The sequence below is a fragment of the Streptomyces sp. NBC_00236 genome (genome assembly GCF_036195045.1).
GTDB lineage: Bacteria > Actinomycetota > Actinomycetes > Streptomycetales > Streptomycetaceae > Streptomyces.
This window is the reverse complement of sequence record NZ_CP108100.1, coordinates 4,511,882-4,528,141: the sequence shown is the minus strand read 5'-3', so window position 1 is coordinate 4,528,141 and position 16,260 is coordinate 4,511,882. Positions and strand designations below refer to the sequence as shown.

The 16,260-nt window shown below is 72.4% G+C and carries 16 protein-coding genes and 2 pseudogenes; 9 read left to right on the top strand and 9 right to left on the bottom strand.

Annotated features, from left to right (window positions below; translation table 11 throughout):
- Window positions 1–24: 24 nt before the first annotated feature.
- The 3 genes from OG446_RS20500 to OG446_RS20490 all read right to left on the bottom strand — a co-directional run bounded on the left by OG446_RS20500 (window position 25) and on the right by OG446_RS20490 (window position 2,430).
- Window positions 25–420, bottom strand: a complete 396-nt coding sequence (locus OG446_RS20500) for a GNAT family N-acetyltransferase (RefSeq protein WP_328895409.1) — start codon at window positions 418–420, stop codon at window positions 25–27.
- Between the two features lie 80 nt (window positions 421–500).
- Window positions 501–1,238: a hypothetical protein gene (locus OG446_RS20495; protein ID WP_328895408.1), complete on the bottom strand. Its 738-nt coding sequence runs from the start codon at window positions 1,236–1,238 to the stop codon at window positions 501–503.
- A gap of 244 nt (window positions 1,239–1,482) precedes the next feature.
- Window positions 1,483–2,430, bottom strand: a complete 948-nt coding sequence (locus OG446_RS20490; protein ID WP_328895407.1) for a helix-turn-helix domain-containing protein — start codon at window positions 2,428–2,430, stop codon at window positions 1,483–1,485.
- 100 nt (window positions 2,431–2,530) lie between these two features.
- On the opposite strand from OG446_RS20490, the gene OG446_RS20485 reads away from it, so the two are divergent.
- Window positions 2,531–3,562 (top strand): saccharopine dehydrogenase family protein, encoded by a 1,032-nt coding sequence (locus tag OG446_RS20485; protein ID WP_328895406.1) that lies wholly within the window; start codon window positions 2,531–2,533, stop codon window positions 3,560–3,562.
- 21 nt (window positions 3,563–3,583) lie between these two features.
- On the opposite strand, the gene OG446_RS20480 is transcribed toward OG446_RS20485, so the two are convergent.
- Complete coding sequence (locus OG446_RS20480; RefSeq protein WP_328895405.1) at window positions 3,584–4,411, bottom strand: alpha/beta fold hydrolase; 828 nt, start codon at window positions 4,409–4,411, stop codon at window positions 3,584–3,586.
- A gap of 76 nt (window positions 4,412–4,487) precedes the next feature.
- Here OG446_RS20480 and OG446_RS20475 point away from each other — a divergent pair, with 76 nt between their 5' ends.
- Window positions 4,488–5,096, top strand: a complete 609-nt coding sequence (locus OG446_RS20475) for a sigma-70 family RNA polymerase sigma factor (RefSeq protein ID WP_328895404.1) — start codon at window positions 4,488–4,490, stop codon at window positions 5,094–5,096.
- Between the two features lie 3 nt (window positions 5,097–5,099).
- Here the strand turns inward: OG446_RS20475 and OG446_RS20470 are convergent, their stop codons facing one another.
- Complete coding sequence (locus OG446_RS20470; protein WP_328895403.1) at window positions 5,100–6,506, bottom strand: MFS transporter; 1,407 nt, start codon at window positions 6,504–6,506, stop codon at window positions 5,100–5,102.
- A 302-nt stretch (window positions 6,507–6,808) separates the two neighbouring features.
- Here OG446_RS20470 and OG446_RS20465 point away from each other — a divergent pair, with 302 nt between their 5' ends.
- Window positions 6,809–7,141 (top strand): hypothetical protein, encoded by a 333-nt coding sequence (locus OG446_RS20465; protein WP_328895402.1) that lies wholly within the window; start codon window positions 6,809–6,811, stop codon window positions 7,139–7,141.
- 5 nt (window positions 7,142–7,146) lie between these two features.
- Here the strand turns inward: OG446_RS20465 and OG446_RS20460 are convergent, their stop codons facing one another.
- Window positions 7,147–8,262, bottom strand: a complete 1,116-nt coding sequence (locus tag OG446_RS20460; RefSeq protein ID WP_328895401.1) for a DUF4037 domain-containing protein — start codon at window positions 8,260–8,262, stop codon at window positions 7,147–7,149.
- A gap of 123 nt (window positions 8,263–8,385) precedes the next feature.
- On the opposite strand from OG446_RS20460, the gene OG446_RS20455 reads away from it, so the two are divergent.
- The 4 genes from OG446_RS20455 to OG446_RS20440 all read left to right on the top strand — a co-directional run bounded on the left by OG446_RS20455 (window position 8,386) and on the right by OG446_RS20440 (window position 11,647).
- The gene (locus OG446_RS20455) at window positions 8,386–8,874 is read left to right on the top strand and encodes a MarR family winged helix-turn-helix transcriptional regulator (RefSeq protein ID WP_327171999.1); all 489 of its coding nucleotides are present in this window, start codon (window positions 8,386–8,388) and stop codon (window positions 8,872–8,874) included.
- A gap of 119 nt (window positions 8,875–8,993) precedes the next feature.
- A complete protein-coding gene (locus OG446_RS20450) occupies window positions 8,994–10,484 on the top strand; it encodes a DHA2 family efflux MFS transporter permease subunit (protein ID WP_328895400.1) in 1,491 nt (496 codons plus the stop codon).
- A gap of 55 nt (window positions 10,485–10,539) precedes the next feature.
- A complete protein-coding gene (locus OG446_RS20445; RefSeq protein ID WP_328895399.1) occupies window positions 10,540–11,064 on the top strand; it encodes a pyridoxamine 5'-phosphate oxidase family protein in 525 nt (174 codons plus the stop codon).
- Between the two features lie 64 nt (window positions 11,065–11,128).
- A complete protein-coding gene (locus OG446_RS20440; RefSeq protein WP_328895398.1) occupies window positions 11,129–11,647 on the top strand; it encodes a DUF2199 domain-containing protein in 519 nt (172 codons plus the stop codon).
- 16 nt (window positions 11,648–11,663) lie between these two features.
- Here OG446_RS20440 and OG446_RS20435 read toward each other — a convergent pair whose 3' ends face one another.
- A complete protein-coding gene (locus OG446_RS20435) occupies window positions 11,664–12,347 on the bottom strand; it encodes a TetR family transcriptional regulator (RefSeq protein ID WP_389054860.1) in 684 nt (227 codons plus the stop codon).
- Window positions 12,348–12,383: 36 nt separating this feature from the next.
- Window positions 12,384–13,196, bottom strand: a complete 813-nt coding sequence (locus OG446_RS20430; protein ID WP_328895396.1) for a TetR/AcrR family transcriptional regulator C-terminal domain-containing protein — start codon at window positions 13,194–13,196, stop codon at window positions 12,384–12,386.
- A gap of 87 nt (window positions 13,197–13,283) precedes the next feature.
- Between OG446_RS20430 and OG446_RS20425 the strand changes: the two are divergent.
- Together OG446_RS20425 and OG446_RS20420 are read left to right on the top strand one after the other, a co-directional pair.
- Window positions 13,284–14,238: pseudogene (locus OG446_RS20425) on the top strand (ATP-binding cassette domain-containing protein).
- The gene (locus OG446_RS20420; RefSeq protein ID WP_328895395.1) at window positions 14,231–15,007 is read left to right on the top strand and encodes an ABC transporter permease; all 777 of its coding nucleotides are present in this window, start codon (window positions 14,231–14,233) and stop codon (window positions 15,005–15,007) included. The pseudogene OG446_RS20425 and the gene OG446_RS20420 overlap by 8 nt, the downstream one beginning before the upstream one ends.
- A 342-nt stretch (window positions 15,008–15,349) precedes the next feature.
- On the opposite strand, the pseudogene OG446_RS20415 reads toward OG446_RS20420, so the two are convergent.
- Window positions 15,350–16,243, bottom strand: a pseudogene (locus OG446_RS20415) (phosphotransferase); the annotation flags it as partial.
- Between the last annotated feature and the right edge of the window lie 17 nt (window positions 16,244–16,260).

Genomic DNA, 16,260 nt, shown 5'->3' with positions numbered 1-16,260 from the left:
CGGCAATGGCGCGGGGCGGTGGCATCAGAGGGCGATCAGGCCCGCCGCCGTTTCCCGGAAGCCGCAGGCGCCGAAGTAGAACGCGCGCAGATGCTCTTCGAAGTCGACGTGAAGCCACGTGCACTTCGCGGCACGGGCTTCCTCCGCGGCAACCGCGACAAGCCCGGCGCCGATCCCTCTCGACCGAAGATGCCGGGCCACCACCGTGTCCAGGATGAACGCGTGCGCTCCTCCGTCCCAGACCACGTTGACGAACCCCGCCAGAGAGCCGTCCTGCCGGGCGCAGACCCAGCCGAGGCTGTGGCGCTCAAGCCGTGCCCGCCAGTCGGCCGGATTCACCGGGGAGCCGAAACCGTCGGCGTGCAACGCGTCGAGGGACGCGTTGTCGAAGTCACCCCGCCACTCGTACGTGATCGCCATACCGGGGATCTTAGGTGCCCCGGCACACCACTGAAGCGGCCCCGCTTCAGGAGGAGTTGGCCCGGCCGGCCCGCTCCCGCTCAGCTGTGCCGCATCCAGACGTTGGGCTCCCGGTACACGCCGTGGTCGGCGGACCGGTCGATCCGGAGCAGGCTCAAGCCGTCCGGAATCACGTAGTCGCCCGACTCGGGAAGGGCCAGGCCCGTCCACCGTTCCCACTCGGCGACGGTGCCGGTCATCGTCTGCGAGGCGGGCGCCGCCGCGAGGATCTCGGCGCCGAGACGCTGATGGGTCCGTATCCACGGGTCGAGGGCCAGGCCGTCCTCACGGCTCCACCGCATGAAGGTCTGGATGGGTGTCAGCGGATACCGGGCCTTCGTCGTCGGACGGACCGGCGCGATGACCTGGGTCAGGCCGGCTTCCCCGGCAGTCCGGCGCAAAGCCCTGATCGTCTCCCCTGCCAGCCCGCGCCCCTTGAGCGACGGGGTGACGACGGCTCCGCAGACGACCAGCGTGTTGGCTTCGGTGCCCTGCTCCCGGCCTTCGACCGCGCGGACGAGGGCCTGGGTGTACCCAGTGGGGAGCGTCTCGGTCAGACCGTCCCAGTGGATGGGTACACCCCAGCCCGACGCGACCGGCACCTCGTACTCGTCCACCAGAGTGAGGTCCAGAGCGGCGAACCACTCACCGACCCTGCCTATGTACTCCTTCACCAGCCGGTCGGCGCTGATGAACGCCGGAAATCCCTCGCTGAAGAGCTCCTTCAGCTGCTCATCCGGCCAGGTGCGGGCGTCGGTCCGCTCGATCTTGAATTCCATGCCCGTTCTTAGCACGGATGTTCCAGGCACTTGCTGCGGTCCGGCAGCCGGGCGGCCCGGCGGTCAGCCGGACATCGCCACGCCGGACAGCGCCGCCGGCGCCTCGTCGGAGGAGTACGAACAGGGCGTGACTCCTCCCCGCCCTGAGGGGCCGGGCTTCTCGCTATGCCTGGTTGGCGTGGCGACGGGCCGGCGTCACCGGCCGGGACTGTCGGGCAGGGACCGTCAGCGCAGGCCGGAACTGTCAGGCCGGCCGCGCGCCACGGAACGCCCGCCGGTAGCTGTCCGGCGGGACGCCGACGATCTTCTTGAACTGGCGCCGAAGCGTCGTGGCGGTCCCCATGCCGGTGGCGACGGCGACCGCCTCGATGCTCTCGTCGGTCGCCTCCAGCAACTCCTGGGCGCGGCGCACCCGCTGGATCAGGAGCCACTGGATCGGGGTCTGCCCGATCACCGACCGGAACTGCCGCCCGAGGTGCCGCGGGCTCGTGTTCGCCTTCCGCGCCATGTCGGTCACCGACAGCGGCTGGTCCAGCCGCTGCTGGACCCAGGCGAGCAGCTGGGCGAGTGCGTGGTCGACCGAGGCCTGCACCGGGGTGGACGCGAACTGGGCCTGACCGCCCGGCCGGTGCGGCTGCATGACGAGGCGGCGGGCGACCGAGTTGGCGACGGACGCCCCGTGGTCGAGGTGGATCAGGTGCAGGCAGAGGTCCACCGCTGCGGCCTTGCCCGCGGACGTGAGGACGCTGCCGTTGTCGGTGTACAGGACGTCCGGGTCGACCTCTGCCAGCGGGTGGCGGGCGCTCAGCTCGGCGGCGTGGGCCCAGTGGGTGGTCGCCCGCCGGCCGTCGAGCAGGCCCGCAGCACCGAGCACGAACGCCCCGGTGCACAAGGAGGCGACCCGCGCACCCGCCTCGTGCGCCGCGCGTACCGCCTCGACCAGCTCCGCGGGCGGGGGTACGTCGATGTCGACGCACGCCGGCACGATCACGGTGTCGGCGGCCGCCACCCGGTCCAGTCCGTGGTCGGGCTCGACCTTGAACGGGCCGACCTGCACCGGACCCGGTCCGCAGAGCTGCACGTCGTACCAGCCCTCCGTCGCTTCGCGCGGGGGATTGCCGAAGATCTCGTACGCCACGCCCAGTTCGAAGTGCAGCAGGTCACCGGCGGCCAGCAGCGCGACAGTTGGCATGTCCGAAAGTGTACGCATGCTGTCGGTCCGGACCCTCACGGTCGCGCTCCGTCCCGGCCGAGACTGGAGTCCTCACCACATCGAGAGCGAGCGGGGAACCATGAACACAGCGGCTGCGGTAGTGGTCTACGGAGCGACCGGGCACACCGGGCGGTTCATCGTCGCCGAGCTGCGGCGGCGCGGGTTCGTCCCGGTCGCCTCCGGCCGGAACGCGGCCCGGCTGGAGGCGCTGGCGGCCGAGTGGGGCGATGTGGAGGTGCGGCCGGCGGGCGTGGACGACCCGGCCGCCCTGGACCGGGCCCTCGCCGGCGCGTCAGCGGTCATCAACTGCGCGGGCCCCTTCGCGGTGACCGGCGGCCCGGTCGTCGAGGCGGCCCTGCGGGCGGGGATTCCTTACGTCGACGTCGCCGCGGAGATCGAGGCCAACGTCGCGATGTTCGCCGACCACACGGAGGCGGCCCTGGGATCGGGCACGCACGTGGTGCCCGCGATGGCCTTCTACGGCGGACTGGGCGACCTGCTGGTCAGCGCGGCGATGGGCGACCGGACGGCCGCGGACTCGGTCGATGTCGCGTACGGGCTGAGCAGTTGGCGTCCTACGGCAGGCACCCGGGAGGCGGGGCAGGTGTCCCACGACCGCCGCGCGGGCCGCCGGGTGCGGTTCACTGACGGCGCTCTGCGCTACCACCGGGACGAGGTGTCGCACGGCGAGTGGTTGTTCCCCGAGCCGCTGGGCAGGCGTGCGGTGATCGAGGAGTTCACCATGGCCGATGTCGTCACGGTGCCCAGCCATGTGAAGGTCCCCGAGGTCCGCACCCACATGTCCGTCGAGGCAGCGGGCGACCTGGCCGGCGAGGACACCCCGGCGCCGGAGGCGGTCGACGCACTGGGGCGCTCGGACCAGACGTTCGTCGTCGACGTCGTGGTCCGCGCGGACGGCGTCGAGCGCCGCGCCACGGCGCGCGGCCAGGACATCTACGCGGTCACCGCGCCCCTGGCCGTGGAGGCCGTCGCACGCATCCTGACCGGCCGCACACGCACCACGGGCGTGGCCTCGGCCGGTGCGATGTTCGACGCCGCTGACTTCCTGCGCGCGCTGGCCCCGTACGTCACGGTCGAGCTGTCGGGCTGACCGGACCGGACCTCCGGACGCTCAGGCCAGGAACGCCGACACGGTCTCCGTGAACCGGCCGGCGTCGTCGACCCACGGACAGTGCCCGGCCCCCTCCTGCACCACCGGCGCCGCGTCGGGGAACAGCCCGGCGAAGGCTGCTGTCGACCGCGGCGGGCTGTTCAGGTCGAACTCCCCGGCCAGCAGCAGGACGGGCGCCCCGAAGGCTGCCAGCGCCGCACGGGTGGCCGGCGGGTCGAAAGCGCCCTCGGCCCCGAAGTGGGCGACGGCCTCCGGGTTGTCCGGCCGGCTCGCCGCGTGGTGGTCCCGTGCCGCCTCGTCCCACCGGCCGTAGAAGAACGGGTCCACGGCCGCCCAGTCCGTGCCCGCCCCCCGGGTGATCGCCTCCAGCGCCGCGAACGCCGCCGGGAACCACGGCTCGTCGCTCCGCAACCGGGCGAGCTCGCGGCGCTCCTCGCCGGTGATGTCGATGCCGACGGCCCGGGTGCCGGGCGCGATGAGGGCGAGCCGGCCGACGCGCGACGGATGGCGGGCCGCGTACTGCACCGCGATGTTCGCGCCCGCGGAGTGAGCGAGCAGGTCCGTACGGGGCAGGCCGAGGTGACGGCGCAGCGCCTCGACGTCGTCGACGAGGCGGTCGCAGCGGTAGGTGGCGGAGTCCTCGGGTACGGCTGAGCGGCCGGTGCCGCGCAGGTCGGGGACGATCAGGCGGCGGTGGGCGGACAGCCCTCCGAGGTCGCCCAGGTAGCGGGAGTCCGCAGGTCCCCCAGGGATGCAGAGGACCGGGTCGCCCTCTCCGTGCGTGCGATAGGCGAGCCGGGTTCCGTCGGGTGCGCTGAAGGTGGGCATGCGGCGATGCTGTCATTCATAACCAGGTTGTACAACCTGGTTATGACCAGCTGGCGGCCCGGTATATAACTGACGTGTGGCAGCCGCAGAGAACACCCGCCAGAGCGCGACGCTGACCGAGGAACAGGCCGAGCGGATGCTCGCCGGGATGAACGACGTCATCCGGGCCGGCGAGGAGATGCGCAGGCTCCGCGCCGAGATGATCAAGGTGTTCGTCGGCTTCGGCTGGACCCAGGACCGCATCGCCCGGCTCACCGACATGAGCCAGCCCGCCGTGTCCAAGCAGGTGGCGAAGTACCGGGCCGCCGATCCCGAACCCCCGATGGACCTCTCCCTCGACCAGCGCGACATCCCGTGGCTCGAAGGCCGCCTGTGGGGCCTCGCCGAGGACATCGCGGAGACGTACGCCGACACCGCCCGCTGCTCACCGAGCATCGACGCACTCGCACGCGGCAGGAAGCGCTTCACCCCCGAGAACGTCGACGGGCTGCGCCGGCTCGTCGAGGAGGACCTCCGGCTGCACGCCGCCGAGCTGCCCGGCGGGCACCGGAGCGCGTACGACGAGATCAGCCGCGCGCTCGACCTGCCCTCCCGGCCGGACGCCGCGCCGCCCGGGACGCCATCCGTACGACGCGCCCTCGCCCACCGGATCCAGCGCGACCGGCTGAGGGGCGGGACCGCCTGAGACTCAGGTGCTGCGGGCGCGGACCGCGAGGGTCGCGGCCAGGACGCTCGGCACCAGGAGCAGGCCGAACGCGGCGGCGTAGGCGGGCAGGTCGGCGGAGCCGAATCCCAGGAGAAGGTTGAACACGGCGGCGGCCACCCCCATCACCGCCATCTGGCCCAGGTTCTGACTGGTCTGCATCGCGCTGCCGGCGTATCCCTGCCGGTCCTGCGGGCTGTGGGTGAGCGAGAGCAGGGTGAGGGACGGTGCGGCCATGCCCATGCCGACGGCCGCGAGCACCATCGCCCCGGCGGCGGTCAGCGCGGGCAGTCCGGGCAGCGTCCCCACCGCGGCGACCGCCACCGCGACCCCCATCACCGACGCGCCGGCCGTGACCAGACGGTGGCGGGAGACACGCCCCTGGAGGCGGCCCTGCAGCCAGGAGGAACCGGCCCAGGCGATCGCGGCCCCCGTGAAAGCCAGTCCGGTCTGCACGGGCGGAACGCGCCGGGCGGTGGTCAGCAGGAGGGGAACGAAGGCCTCCAGCGTGAAGTACGCCCCCGACGTCAGACCGCGCAACAGCACGGCGGCCGGCAGTCCGCGCGCGGCACGCCAGGTGCCCGGCGGCAGCAGTCGCGGCACGAACACCACCAGCAGGGCGAGCCCCGCCACCCCGCACAGCAGATGCCGTACGTCCCAGCCCGACACCGCGTACTGGCCCAGCGCCGCGCCCACGCTCACCGCCGCCGCGACCATCAGCGCGGGCCGCGGAGCCCGTTCCGTCGACGGGCCGGGCTCCGGCTCCTCCGGAGGCGCCTGCCAGGAACGGCTGCGCAGGAGGAGGGCCACGGCCAGCGACGGAATCACGGTGAGGGCGGCCAGGCCGAAGAACACGGCGCGCCAGGACCACCACTCGGCCACCAGCCCCGCCAGCGGCGGACCGGCCAGGGACGGGATGATCCAGCAGGTGCTCATCAGCGCCAGGGCGCGGGCCCGCAGCCGGTCCGGGTAGGCGTGTGCGATGGCCGTGTTGATGGCCACCGCGATCATCCCGGCCGCCACCCCGTCCAGGAACCGCCCGACCGCCAGCTGCCAGATGGTGGTGCTGGTGGCCGACACGACCAGGGTGACCACCGCCAGCACGACACCCGCCGCCAGCGGGCGCCCCGCACCCGCCCGGTCCGCCCAGTCGCCGCCCAGCACCCCGCCGAACAGGCTCGCCGCGACGAAGCAGCCCGCCACCAGCGGGTAGAGCGGGACCCCGTCCAGATCGCGGGCGGCCACCGGAAGCATGGGGACGACGGCGAGTGCGGCGAACCCGGTCAGGAACATGACCGCGGCGAAGCCGATCGTGGCGGCCGCGTACGTCCGCGAGAACAGCCGCTCCTCCGCGCCCCCGGGTACCGGATGCGTCGTCGCCGGGCCGGTCATCGCCGGCCGCCCGACGTCGGCCCGTCGTTCCCGTTGCCGCAGAGGGCATGAGCGTGGACGAACGCTTTCGGATCATGGGTCACGGGCGTTCAAGCTAGGCGGGCCGCCCAACTGCCCGCCACTGGATTTCGCGCCTGCCCCACCCGTGCGGGCGCCACTCGTGCCACCCCCACACGTGCGGGCCACACACGTGCGGATCCCTCCCCTGCGGATCCCTCCCCTGCGGGCCCCACCCGTGCGGATCCCTCCCCTGCGGGCCCCACTCGTGCGGATCCCTCCCCTGCGGGCCTACGCTCGACCGCATGGATGAGCTGCTGCCGTTCCTCGTGTTCGCCGGTGCCCTCGCCGCGGTCCTGGGCGGCTTCGCCCGGCTGGCCTCGCGGGTCCGCCGCCGCGGCCTCGCCGGTGCGGCGATGCAGGCCGCGATGGCGTCGTACGACGAGGCGTTCCGGGTGACGGCCCACGACTCGTACTACGAGATCCGGGCGCAGGCGGAGCGGCAGGCGCCGATGGCCTCCCCCGACGATCCGTGGCGGCCGCTGCGCGACCTGCCCGGCAGCCGGCCGGAGGCAGGGAGCGCACGCATCCGCACCCCGCGCCGCCGCCGCCGGTGGTGGTGGGCTCGCGACCGCTGAGCCCCTCACCGTCCGCCCACCGCCGCACTTGCTGCCCGCAGCGCGTCCCCATCCCTCCCCATGAGCAGGTCCGTGCTGTCCGCCCACTGGTCGACGACCCCGGTCAGCGGCAGGCCGCGCAGGTCCGGGTCGGTGAGCGAGTCGGCCAGCGGGCGGGCGAAGCGTTCCGCGTGCAGGACGAGGTACGGACGGCCGTGGTACGGGCGCGGCGCCCGGTCCACCGGATCGACCAGGCCGGTCGCGTTCTGGCGGATCGCCACTGCCTCGTACGCGGCACACAACAGCCGCTCACGCTCCGGGTGGTCCGTCGCCGCCAGCACTCCGCGCAGTGACGGCATCAGCTCCTCGGCCGCCTCCAGCCGGGCGAACGCACTGCCCAGCCATTTGCTGTACGGGACAAAGCGCCGCTCCAGCAGCAGGCTGAGCCGCATGAGGTCCCGCACCAGCCGGGCCGCGACGACGGCCGAACCGAGTGCGTCGCCGACCTCGGCACAGCGCCCGACGAAGGCCTCCTCCTGGGCGATCCGCTGCCACTGACAGGCCAGCGCATAGCGCCACACCTGCTCCGGGTAGCGGGCCAGTCGCGCGCGTGCGGTGGTGAGGAGGCCGGGCCCGTCGTGGAACACCGCGCCGGCGGTGACTCCGGCGAGCCTCTGCTGCGGCATGGCGAGCCAGTCCCGTACGCCCGGTTCCGTGGTCGTGGCGTCGAGGCCGACCTCCCGGGTGAGCCAGGCGCCGGTGTCGTGCGCGACCACGCGGTGGTTGACGGGGCCGTCGGTCGCCGCCATGTGGCCGACCGGGTCGAGCGGATCGGCGGCCGGGCGGAAGTGGGTGGGCCAGCCGCGGACCTCCTTCGGCAGCCGGTCCGCCAGCAGCCGCCGGATCGTCTCGCCGTGGGCCACGGCGTCGTCCGGCGCGAGGAAGAGTTCCAGGCGCGGGCCCCAGTCGTGGTCGACCGACCGTATGGTGTCGAAACCGAGCACCTCCGAACCCGGTCCGATCCGCGCGGCGGCGTACGGCAGGCCGGGGAACACGTCGTCGAGGACGGGCCGTACCGCCTCCTCGTACAGGATCCGGGAGAGCTCCAGACCGGGCAGGAACGCGGCTTCGGCAGAGGTCATACGGCCACTGTGCAGGCGGCGGGAACGGTCGGCCACCGATTTCCGAGGCGGCCGGAGACCACGAGAAGGATAAAGTCCGTTTGCGGACGATCCGCCACAGACCGAGTTGTTACGCTGGCGGGCATGACCGCCATGGCACCCACCCGCACCGCACCGGACCTCTCCTACCTCCTGGACCACACCAGTCACGTCCTGCGGACCCAGATGTCGGCGGCGCTCGCCGAGATCGGGCTCACCGCGCGCATGCACTGCGTCCTGGTCCACGCCCTGGAGGAGGAGCGCACCCAGATCCAGCTCGCCGAGATCGGCGACATGGACAAGACCACCATGGTGGTGACGGTGGACGCCCTGGAGAGCGCGGGGCTCGCCGAGCGCAGGCCCTCCAGCCGGGACCGGCGGGCGCGGATCATCGCCGTCACCGAGCGGGGTGCCGCACTCGCCGCGCAGAGCCAGGAGATCGTCGACCGGGTGCACGAGGAGGCCCTGAGCAGCCTGCCCCGGACCGGCCGGGAGGCCCTCCTGCGCGCCCTGAACCAGCTGGCCGGCGAGCATCTGGCGGCCCCGGCCGAGCATCCGCGAGCGGCCCGCCGAGCCCGCCAGAGCCAGAAGTAAGCGGCTCCACCCGAACACACGGACCGCGCCATCCGCAGAAAATAGAACCGAAAGAAATAGTCCGCAACAAAACCATCTGCTACGTTCTCTCTTGTCGAACCCACCGACAGGAGAGCCCGATGTCTGCCACCACGCCCAGCTCGCCCCCCGCCGCCACATCCGCGCCCGCGCCCGCCGGCAACCCTCCTTCCCCCGCCGCCCGTTCGCGCCGGCTCGCCCTCGGCGTGATCGCCACCGGTCTGCTGATGACCGTGCTCGACGGCTCGATCGTGACGGTGGCGATGCCCGCCATCCAGAACGACCTCGGGTTCACGCCCGCCGGCCTCAGTTGGGTCGTCAACGCCTACCTGATCGCCTTCGGCGGTCTGCTGCTGCTCTCCGGACGGCTCGGCGATCTCCTCGGCCGCCGTCGGATGTTCCTGGCCGGCACCGCGGTCTTCACCGCGGCCTCCGTACTGGCCGGGGCGGCCGGCTCCCCCGCCCTCCTCGTCACCGCCCGCTTCCTTCAGGGCGCCGGCAGCGCCATGGCCTCCGCGGTCGGCCTGGGCATCCTCGTCACCCTCTTCACGGAGAGCCGCGAACGGGCCCGGGCCATCGCCGTGTTCAGCTTCACCGGTGCGGCCGGGGCCTCGATCGGCCAGGTGCTCGGCGGGGTCCTCACAGACGCGCTCGGCTGGCACTGGATCTTCTTCATCAACCTGCCGATCGGCCTCGCGGTCCTCCTCGTCGCGGTGCGCGTTCTGCCCGCGGACCACGGACCCGGCAGCAGCGCCGGGGCCGACGCGATCGGCGCGCTCCTGGTCACCGGAGGCCTGATGCTGGGCATCTACTCCGTCGTCGAGGTCGAGTCGTACGGGTGGCTGTCGGCACACACGCTCGGTCTGGGCGCCCTCGCGCTGGCCCTGCTCGCCGCGTTCGTCGTCCGGCAGGCCACGGCCGCCACCCCGCTCCTGCCGTTGCGGATCCTCCGCTCACGCAGTGTCGCCGGAGCCAATCTGGTCCAGATCCTCATGGTGGCCGCGCTGTTCTCGTTCCAGATCCTCGTCGCGCTGTACCTGCAGCGGGTCCTCGGTCACGGAGCCACCGCCACGGGTCTCGCCATGCTGCCGGCGGCCGCGGTCATCGGCGCGGTGTCGCTCGGGATCTCGGCCCGGCTGAGCGCACGGTTCGGCGAACGCAGCGTCCTGCTCCTCGGGCTGGCCCTGCTGATCGGGATGCTCGGCCTCCTCACCCGGCTCCCCGTCCACGCGCACTACGCCACCGATCTGCTTCCCGTGATGTTCCTCGCCGCCGGATTCGGCCTCGCGCTCCCGGCGTTGACCACGCTCGGCATGTCGGGGGCGGGCGAGGAGGACGCGGGGCTCGCCTCCGGGCTGTTCAACACCACCCAGCAGATCGGCATGGCGATGGGCGTCGCCGTCCTGTCCACACTGGCCGCCTCCCGTACGGACACGCTGCTCGCGGCGGGCGGCAGCCGGGCCGAGGCGCTGACCGGCGGCTACCACCTGGCGTTCGCCGTCGGCACCGGGCTGCTCGCCACCGCCTTCCTCGTCGCGCTCACGGTCCTCAGGCGGCCGGACCGCCGGGCCGCCGCCACCCCCTCCACCTGACCGCACCCACACCACCGCACCGCACCCCACCCAGCCAAGCCGAAGGACGGACCCCATGACCACGCACCCCACCACCCCCGTCGAGAACGAGCCCGAGTCCGGCCCCGAGTCCGGCCCCGGCGCAGGCCCCGCCCCGCGCGTGCTCACCGAAGCGGAACTGTCGCGGCTGCTCGCGGAGCAGCAGTTCGGCGTCCTCGCGAGCGTGCGGCGCACCGGGCACCCCCACCTGACGACGGTGCTGTACTCCTGGGACGCCGGAGAACGGATGGTGCGTGTCTCCAGCACTGCCGACCGCCTCAAGCCGCGCCAGTTGCGCACCGATCCGCACGCGGCGCTGCACGTGCAGGGCCAGGACGTGTTCTCGTTCGCGGTCGCCGAGGGCGAGGCGGAGGTGTCCGCGCCGGCGGCCGTGCCCGGTGACGCGGTCAGCCGTGAACTCCTGTCCCTGACGCCCGGTTTCGAGGACCCGGACGAGGAGGCGGCCTTCCTGGCACAGGTGGTCGCGGACCGGCGCGTGGTGATCCGGATCCGGGTCTCGCGGCTGTACGGAACGGCGCTGGACATCCCCGCCGCGGACTGAGTGCAAGCGGCGACGGTCCACCGGGGCCATGTGCCCGACAAGCGGACGCTCTAGGATCCCGCCCATGGCTACCGACCCCGGCTACACCTGCTCCCGCTGCGGCGAACACCACACGGAACTCCCGATGGGGTACTCGACCATGGCGCCCGACGTCTGGGACGCGGGCCTGGAGAGCGACCCCGACAGCATGCTCTCGACGGACCAGTGCATCGTCAGACACGAGCACTACTTCATCAAGGGCCTGATCGAGATACCCGTGACCGGCAGCCCGGAGCCGTTCTCATGGGGTGTCTGGGTGTCCTTGAGCCGGGAGAACTTCGCCCGCGCCCTCGATGTGTGGGAGACCCCGGGCCGGGAGTCCGAGAAGCCGTACTTCGGCTGGCTCACCACCGAGTTGGGGCTCTACACCCCCCGTACGACCAACCTCAAGACCAACGCGCACACCCGCCCGATCGGCCGGCGCCCGCTGATCGAGCTGGAGCCCACCGATCACCCGCTGGCCGTGGAACAGCGCACCGGCATCACGCTCGACCGGGTCCGCGAGATCGCCGAGGCGGTGCAGCACGCCGAGGACAGCCGATAGCCGAGAGGGCCGGGAATCAGCTCCCCAGCCCCGACCGCAGCTGTACGAAACCCTGCTCGGCGGCCTCGACCGCGTCCGCGTACACCTGGTCCGCGCTCCGGCCCTCGCTGATGCGCTGCCAGTTCTCCAGGGACAGGATGCGCAGGACCGCGATGATCTGGCCCGCGGCCAGCCGGTCCGTCACCCTGTCGCCCAGGGCACGGGCGAGAGCGGCCTCGGCACGGCTCTGGTACGCGTACAGGCGCGCCACCAGGGACGGCGTCCCGTACAGCAGCCGGTGGAAGGCCAGCACCTGCGGCACGTCGCACAGGCCCGTGACCGGGTCGCGCCGCTCCAGACCGTCCAGGTAGTGGCGCCGCAGCGCGTCCAGCGGGGACTCGCCCTCCGCGCGGCCGGCGACGACCCGCGCGGACTCGTCCTCGTGGTCGGCGAACCGGTGGAGGGCCAGGTCCTCCTTGGCCGGGAAGTAGCGGAACAGCGTCGGCTTGGAGATGTCGGCCGCGGCCGCGATCTCCGCCACCGAGACCTTGTCGAAGCCACGCTCCAGGAACAACGCGATCGCGGCGTCGGAGACCGCCTGATACGTCAGCTGCTTCTTCCGCTCCCGCAGGCTCATCGGCGCGGCCGCGTCCCCGCCTTCTGCCGTGTGCGCCGCGTCGGCTGCCGTACGGGGGCCGGGCTTCTCTCCGCTCATGACCATGAAGAGTAACGCCTCCGACCTCAAGCGAACTTGACGTCAGACGCCGCCCGGACCCGTTCCGGAGGCCTTTGTTCCGCGCTCCCGCGCACGCGATCCGACCAGTACGCCGACGCCGTCAAGCACCCGTTCGAGACCGAACGCGAACGCGTGGTCCGGCTCGTCCGGCGCCCACATCCCCTCGGTCGCCATCAGCCGGGACAGCGCGGGGTGGCGCACGGGGTCGGCCAGCCGGCCCAGCGTGCGGACGCAGCCGTCCGTGACCTCCTGCGCCGATACGCCGCGGGACTCGGCCGCGGCATCGAGATCACTCATCAGCAGCGCCTCGTTCCGCACGAAACCACTGACCAGAAGGATGACGGAGATCTCCTCGCCCGCCTCCAGACCGGCGCCCGCGAGCGCCTGGAGGCCCTGTTCCCACCAGGCGACCGAGTTCGGGCTGGCGGGCGGTCCGGCGATGGGGATGCGGAGCATCCACAGGTTGGCGTGGAACACCCGGCTCTGCGCCCGCGCCCACTGCGACAGCGCCTCCCGCCAGCCGGCCCTCTCGTCCAGGGCGGGCAGCGGGGGCGGCGGCCCCAGGGCCGCCTCCTGCATCAGCACGTAGAGCTCGTCCTTGGCTGCCACGTACCGGTAGAGCGACATCGTGGAGACCCCGAGGTCCTTGGCGACCCGGCCCATGGACACCCCGCCGAGCCCCTCGGCCGCCGCCACCGCGACTGCCGCGTCCACGATGCGTCCCAGGCTCAGCCCGGGCTTGGGCCCCTTCACCGGGCGCGCCCGCAGCCCCCAGGCGGTCTCGATGCTGGCGGGCAGGCCCGTACCGCCCGGCGAACCGTTCTCCTGCGTCACCTGAACCCACCTTCCCTTGATGCCCATCCTAGTTATGCGTAACTCTTACACAGTAACGCGTATGCCATACGCACAAGGGGGGAGTCCATGCCGTCACCCGCCATGATCGAGGCCCTCGCACTCACCAAGTCGTACGGAAGACCCGCGCAACCCGTCCCGGACGGCATCGACCTGCGGGCCGACCGCTCCCCCGTCTTCGCCCTGCCCGGCCCGAACGGTGCGGGCAGGACCACCGCCGTACGCATCCTGGCCACGCTCACCACCGCCGACAGCGGCACGGCCCGCATCGCCGGGTACGACGTCGTCGCCGACCGGAGCCGGGTACGCCGCACGATCAGCCTCACCGGGCAGTACGCCGCCTTGGACGAGGCCCAGACCGGCGAGGAGAACCTGCGCATGATGGCCCGGCTGGCCGGCCGCTCCCGCACGGACGCGCGCCGCCGCGCCGCCGAACTCCTCGACCGCTTCGGCCTGTCCGACGCCGCCCGCCGCCCGCCGCACCTACTCCGGCGGCATGCGGCGCAGACTCGACCTGGCGGCCGGTCTGGTCGGCAGTCCGCAGCCGGAGGTCTTCTTCCTCGACGAGCCGACGACCGGCCTCGACCCCCGCAGCCGTCAGGAACTCTGGCAGGTCGTCCGCGAACTCGCCGCCGACGGCGCCACGGTCCTGCTCACCACCCAGTACCTGGAGGAGGCCGACCGGCTGGCCGACCGCATCGCCGTCCTCGACCACGGCCGGAAGGTCGCCGAGGGCTCGCCCGACTCGCTGAAGTCACGCGTCGCGGGACACCGCCTCGACGTCGTCCTGGCCGACCGCGCGAGCTATCTCCGGCTCACCCACCGGGCCGTGCACCACGCACCCGGGACCCTCACGCTCGGGCTGCCGACGGACGGATCGGCGGCCCATGTCCGCGCCCTGCTGGACGAGATCGACCCGGACGGTACGGCGGTGGAGCGGTTCAGCCTGCACAGCGCCACGCTCGACGACGTCTTCATGGCCCTGACCGGGGCGACGAAGGAAACCCGGGCCGCTCATGTCTGAAACCCTCCCCGGCCCCCTCACCCGCGCCGGCACCATGGCGGGCCGCTCGCTGCGCATCAGCCGGCGCAACACAGACGCCCTGATCACCTCACTCATGCTGCCCGTCATGCTGATGCTGATCTTCGTCTACTTCTTCGGCGGCGCGATCGACACCGGCGTCCCGCACTCCTCGTACGTCACCTACGTAGTCCCCGGCGTCCTGCTCCTGTGCGCCGGCTTCGGCTCCGCGAGCACGGCGGTGGCCGTCAGCGAGGACATGAAGAACGGCATCATCGACCGCTTCCGCTCCCTGGACATCGGCGGCGCGACCGTCCTCGCCGGCCATGTCGCCGCCAGCACGGTCCGCAACCTGCTCTCCACCACGGTGGTCCTGGGTGTCGCCCTCCTGATCGGCTTCCGCCCCACCGCCACTCTCACCGGCTGGCTCACCGCGCTCGCCGTCCTGCTCGCCTACATCGTCGCGCTGTCCTGGCTGTCCGCGGCGATCGGCCTGCTGGCCAAGACCCCCGAGGCCGCTGGCGGATTCACCTTCCTGATGTCCTTCCTGCCCTACCCGAGCAGCGCCTTCGTCCCGGTCGACTCCATGCCCTCCTGGCTCCACGGCTTTGCCGACCACCAGCCGATCACCCCGGCCATCGAGTCCCTGCGCGCCCTCCTCCTGAACCAGCCGGCGGGCAACGCCCCGTGGATCGCACTGACCTGGGCCGGGGGGCTGCTGCTGGTGGCGATCGGGCTGTCGGGCGTGCTGTTCAGGGTGCGGACGCGGTGAGGGTGGGAGAACGTCGCCGAACCATTTGGCGTACGCGGTGGCCACATCATCGGCAGAGGGCCCGTACGTCAGCCCCAAGGTCAGGTGCGCGGCCGCCAGCGCCCCTTCTATCCGCCGGGCGGAGTGGGCGAGCTGCCGTTGCCGCTGCGCCGCCGTGAGCTCACCGAGGGCCAGCGCCACCCGGATCACATCCGTGTAGACGGACTGCGCCTGCTTGAAGGCCCGGAGCACAGGCAGATCCGTCTCCCACCCCTCGGAACTCCCGGGCCTGGCCGCCTCGACCGCACGGCACCACATGCGGGTGATCCGCACTTGCTGCTCGGACGAATAACCCATCAGGTGGAGGTGGGTAGCGAGGTCGTAGAGCGGATCACCGACCATGGCCAGTTCCCAGTCGATCGTCCACAGGTCGTCGCGACAGTCGACGATGAAGTTCTCCCGGTGCAGATCGCCGTGGAGCAGGACGGAAGGCCGGGGCACGAGCGCCTCTGCTGCCGCGCGGAGACCGTCGAGGGCGCCGCCGGGTATGCCGAGGTCCCGGAAGAGTGCGTGGTAGCGCGGCAGGTGCCGTTGGTAGATGTGTACATCGGTGAAGTCGATCAGCTGGGCGAGGAAGGCGGCGGAGTCGTTCTTCCAGCCGGCCGGATGCCGCCCCGCCACCCAGCCGGCCGACGCGAGCACCGATTCGGTCCGGACGGAGACGAGTTCACCGAAGAGTGCGCCGAGCTGGGCGGAGTGACGTGCCGAAAGCGGCTGCCCGGGAGGGCAGGCCTCGCCGAGCGTCCGTCCCTCGACGAAGGTGTAGAGGGAGACCTCCTCCCGCTCGATCACCGCGGGGATGCGGGTGATGCTGCCTTGCAGGGCCCGTACGAGTTCCCGTTCCGAAGCGAAGGCGCGCAGATCGAACCAGAGCAGCCCGGCGCGCGGATCCCGGCACTTCCACCAGGTCTGCCGTCCCGAACCGTCGTCGGCCGGGAGAGGGAAGGCATAGGTCTCGTGGTGGTAGCCCTTGAGCGGGCCCACCAGGAGCCGTTCGTCGGACACGAGTGCGGCCGCACGCCGCCGGGCCGCCGACGCACGCGCGTCCACCTGCCCGGCGGGCAGCACCACATCACCGGACAGGTGGTCCTGTGTCGTCCTCGCCCCCCGGCCGGGGGTGTCCGGCACTGCGGGTGAATGCGCCGGGTGCCGGCCGCGGACCGTCGGGGTACGGCGTCCCCCCGCGTTGGGATCCATACAGGGACGGTACAACT

Coding starts and splice junctions, on each gene's coding strand:
- OG446_RS20455 (WP_327171999.1), top strand. CDS start 8,386: ATGACCGCCATGGCACCCACCCGCACCGCACCGGACCTCTCCTACCTC.
- OG446_RS20485 (WP_328895406.1), top strand. CDS start 2,531: ATGAACACAGCGGCTGCGGTAGTGGTCTACGGAGCGACCGGGCACACC.
- OG446_RS20500 (WP_328895409.1), bottom strand. CDS start 420: ATGGCGATCACGTACGAGTGGCGGGGTGACTTCGACAACGCGTCCCTC.
- OG446_RS20420 (WP_328895395.1), top strand. CDS start 14,231: ATGTCTGAAACCCTCCCCGGCCCCCTCACCCGCGCCGGCACCATGGCG.
- OG446_RS20465 (WP_328895402.1), top strand. CDS start 6,809: ATGGATGAGCTGCTGCCGTTCCTCGTGTTCGCCGGTGCCCTCGCCGCG.
- OG446_RS20480 (WP_328895405.1), bottom strand. CDS start 4,411: ATGCCCACCTTCAGCGCACCCGACGGAACCCGGCTCGCCTATCGCACG.
- OG446_RS20450 (WP_328895400.1), top strand. CDS start 8,994: ATGTCTGCCACCACGCCCAGCTCGCCCCCCGCCGCCACATCCGCGCCC.
- OG446_RS20440 (WP_328895398.1), top strand. CDS start 11,129: ATGGCTACCGACCCCGGCTACACCTGCTCCCGCTGCGGCGAACACCAC.
- OG446_RS20435 (WP_389054860.1), bottom strand. CDS start 12,347: ATGGTCATGAGCGGAGAGAAGCCCGGCCCCCGTACGGCAGCCGACGCG.
- OG446_RS20445 (WP_328895399.1), top strand. CDS start 10,540: ATGACCACGCACCCCACCACCCCCGTCGAGAACGAGCCCGAGTCCGGC.
- OG446_RS20470 (WP_328895403.1), bottom strand. CDS start 6,506: ATGACCGGCCCGGCGACGACGCATCCGGTACCCGGGGGCGCGGAGGAG.
- OG446_RS20495 (WP_328895408.1), bottom strand. CDS start 1,238: ATGGAATTCAAGATCGAGCGGACCGACGCCCGCACCTGGCCGGATGAG.
- OG446_RS20460 (WP_328895401.1), bottom strand. CDS start 8,262: ATGACCTCTGCCGAAGCCGCGTTCCTGCCCGGTCTGGAGCTCTCCCGG.
- OG446_RS20490 (WP_328895407.1), bottom strand. CDS start 2,430: ATGCCAACTGTCGCGCTGCTGGCCGCCGGTGACCTGCTGCACTTCGAA.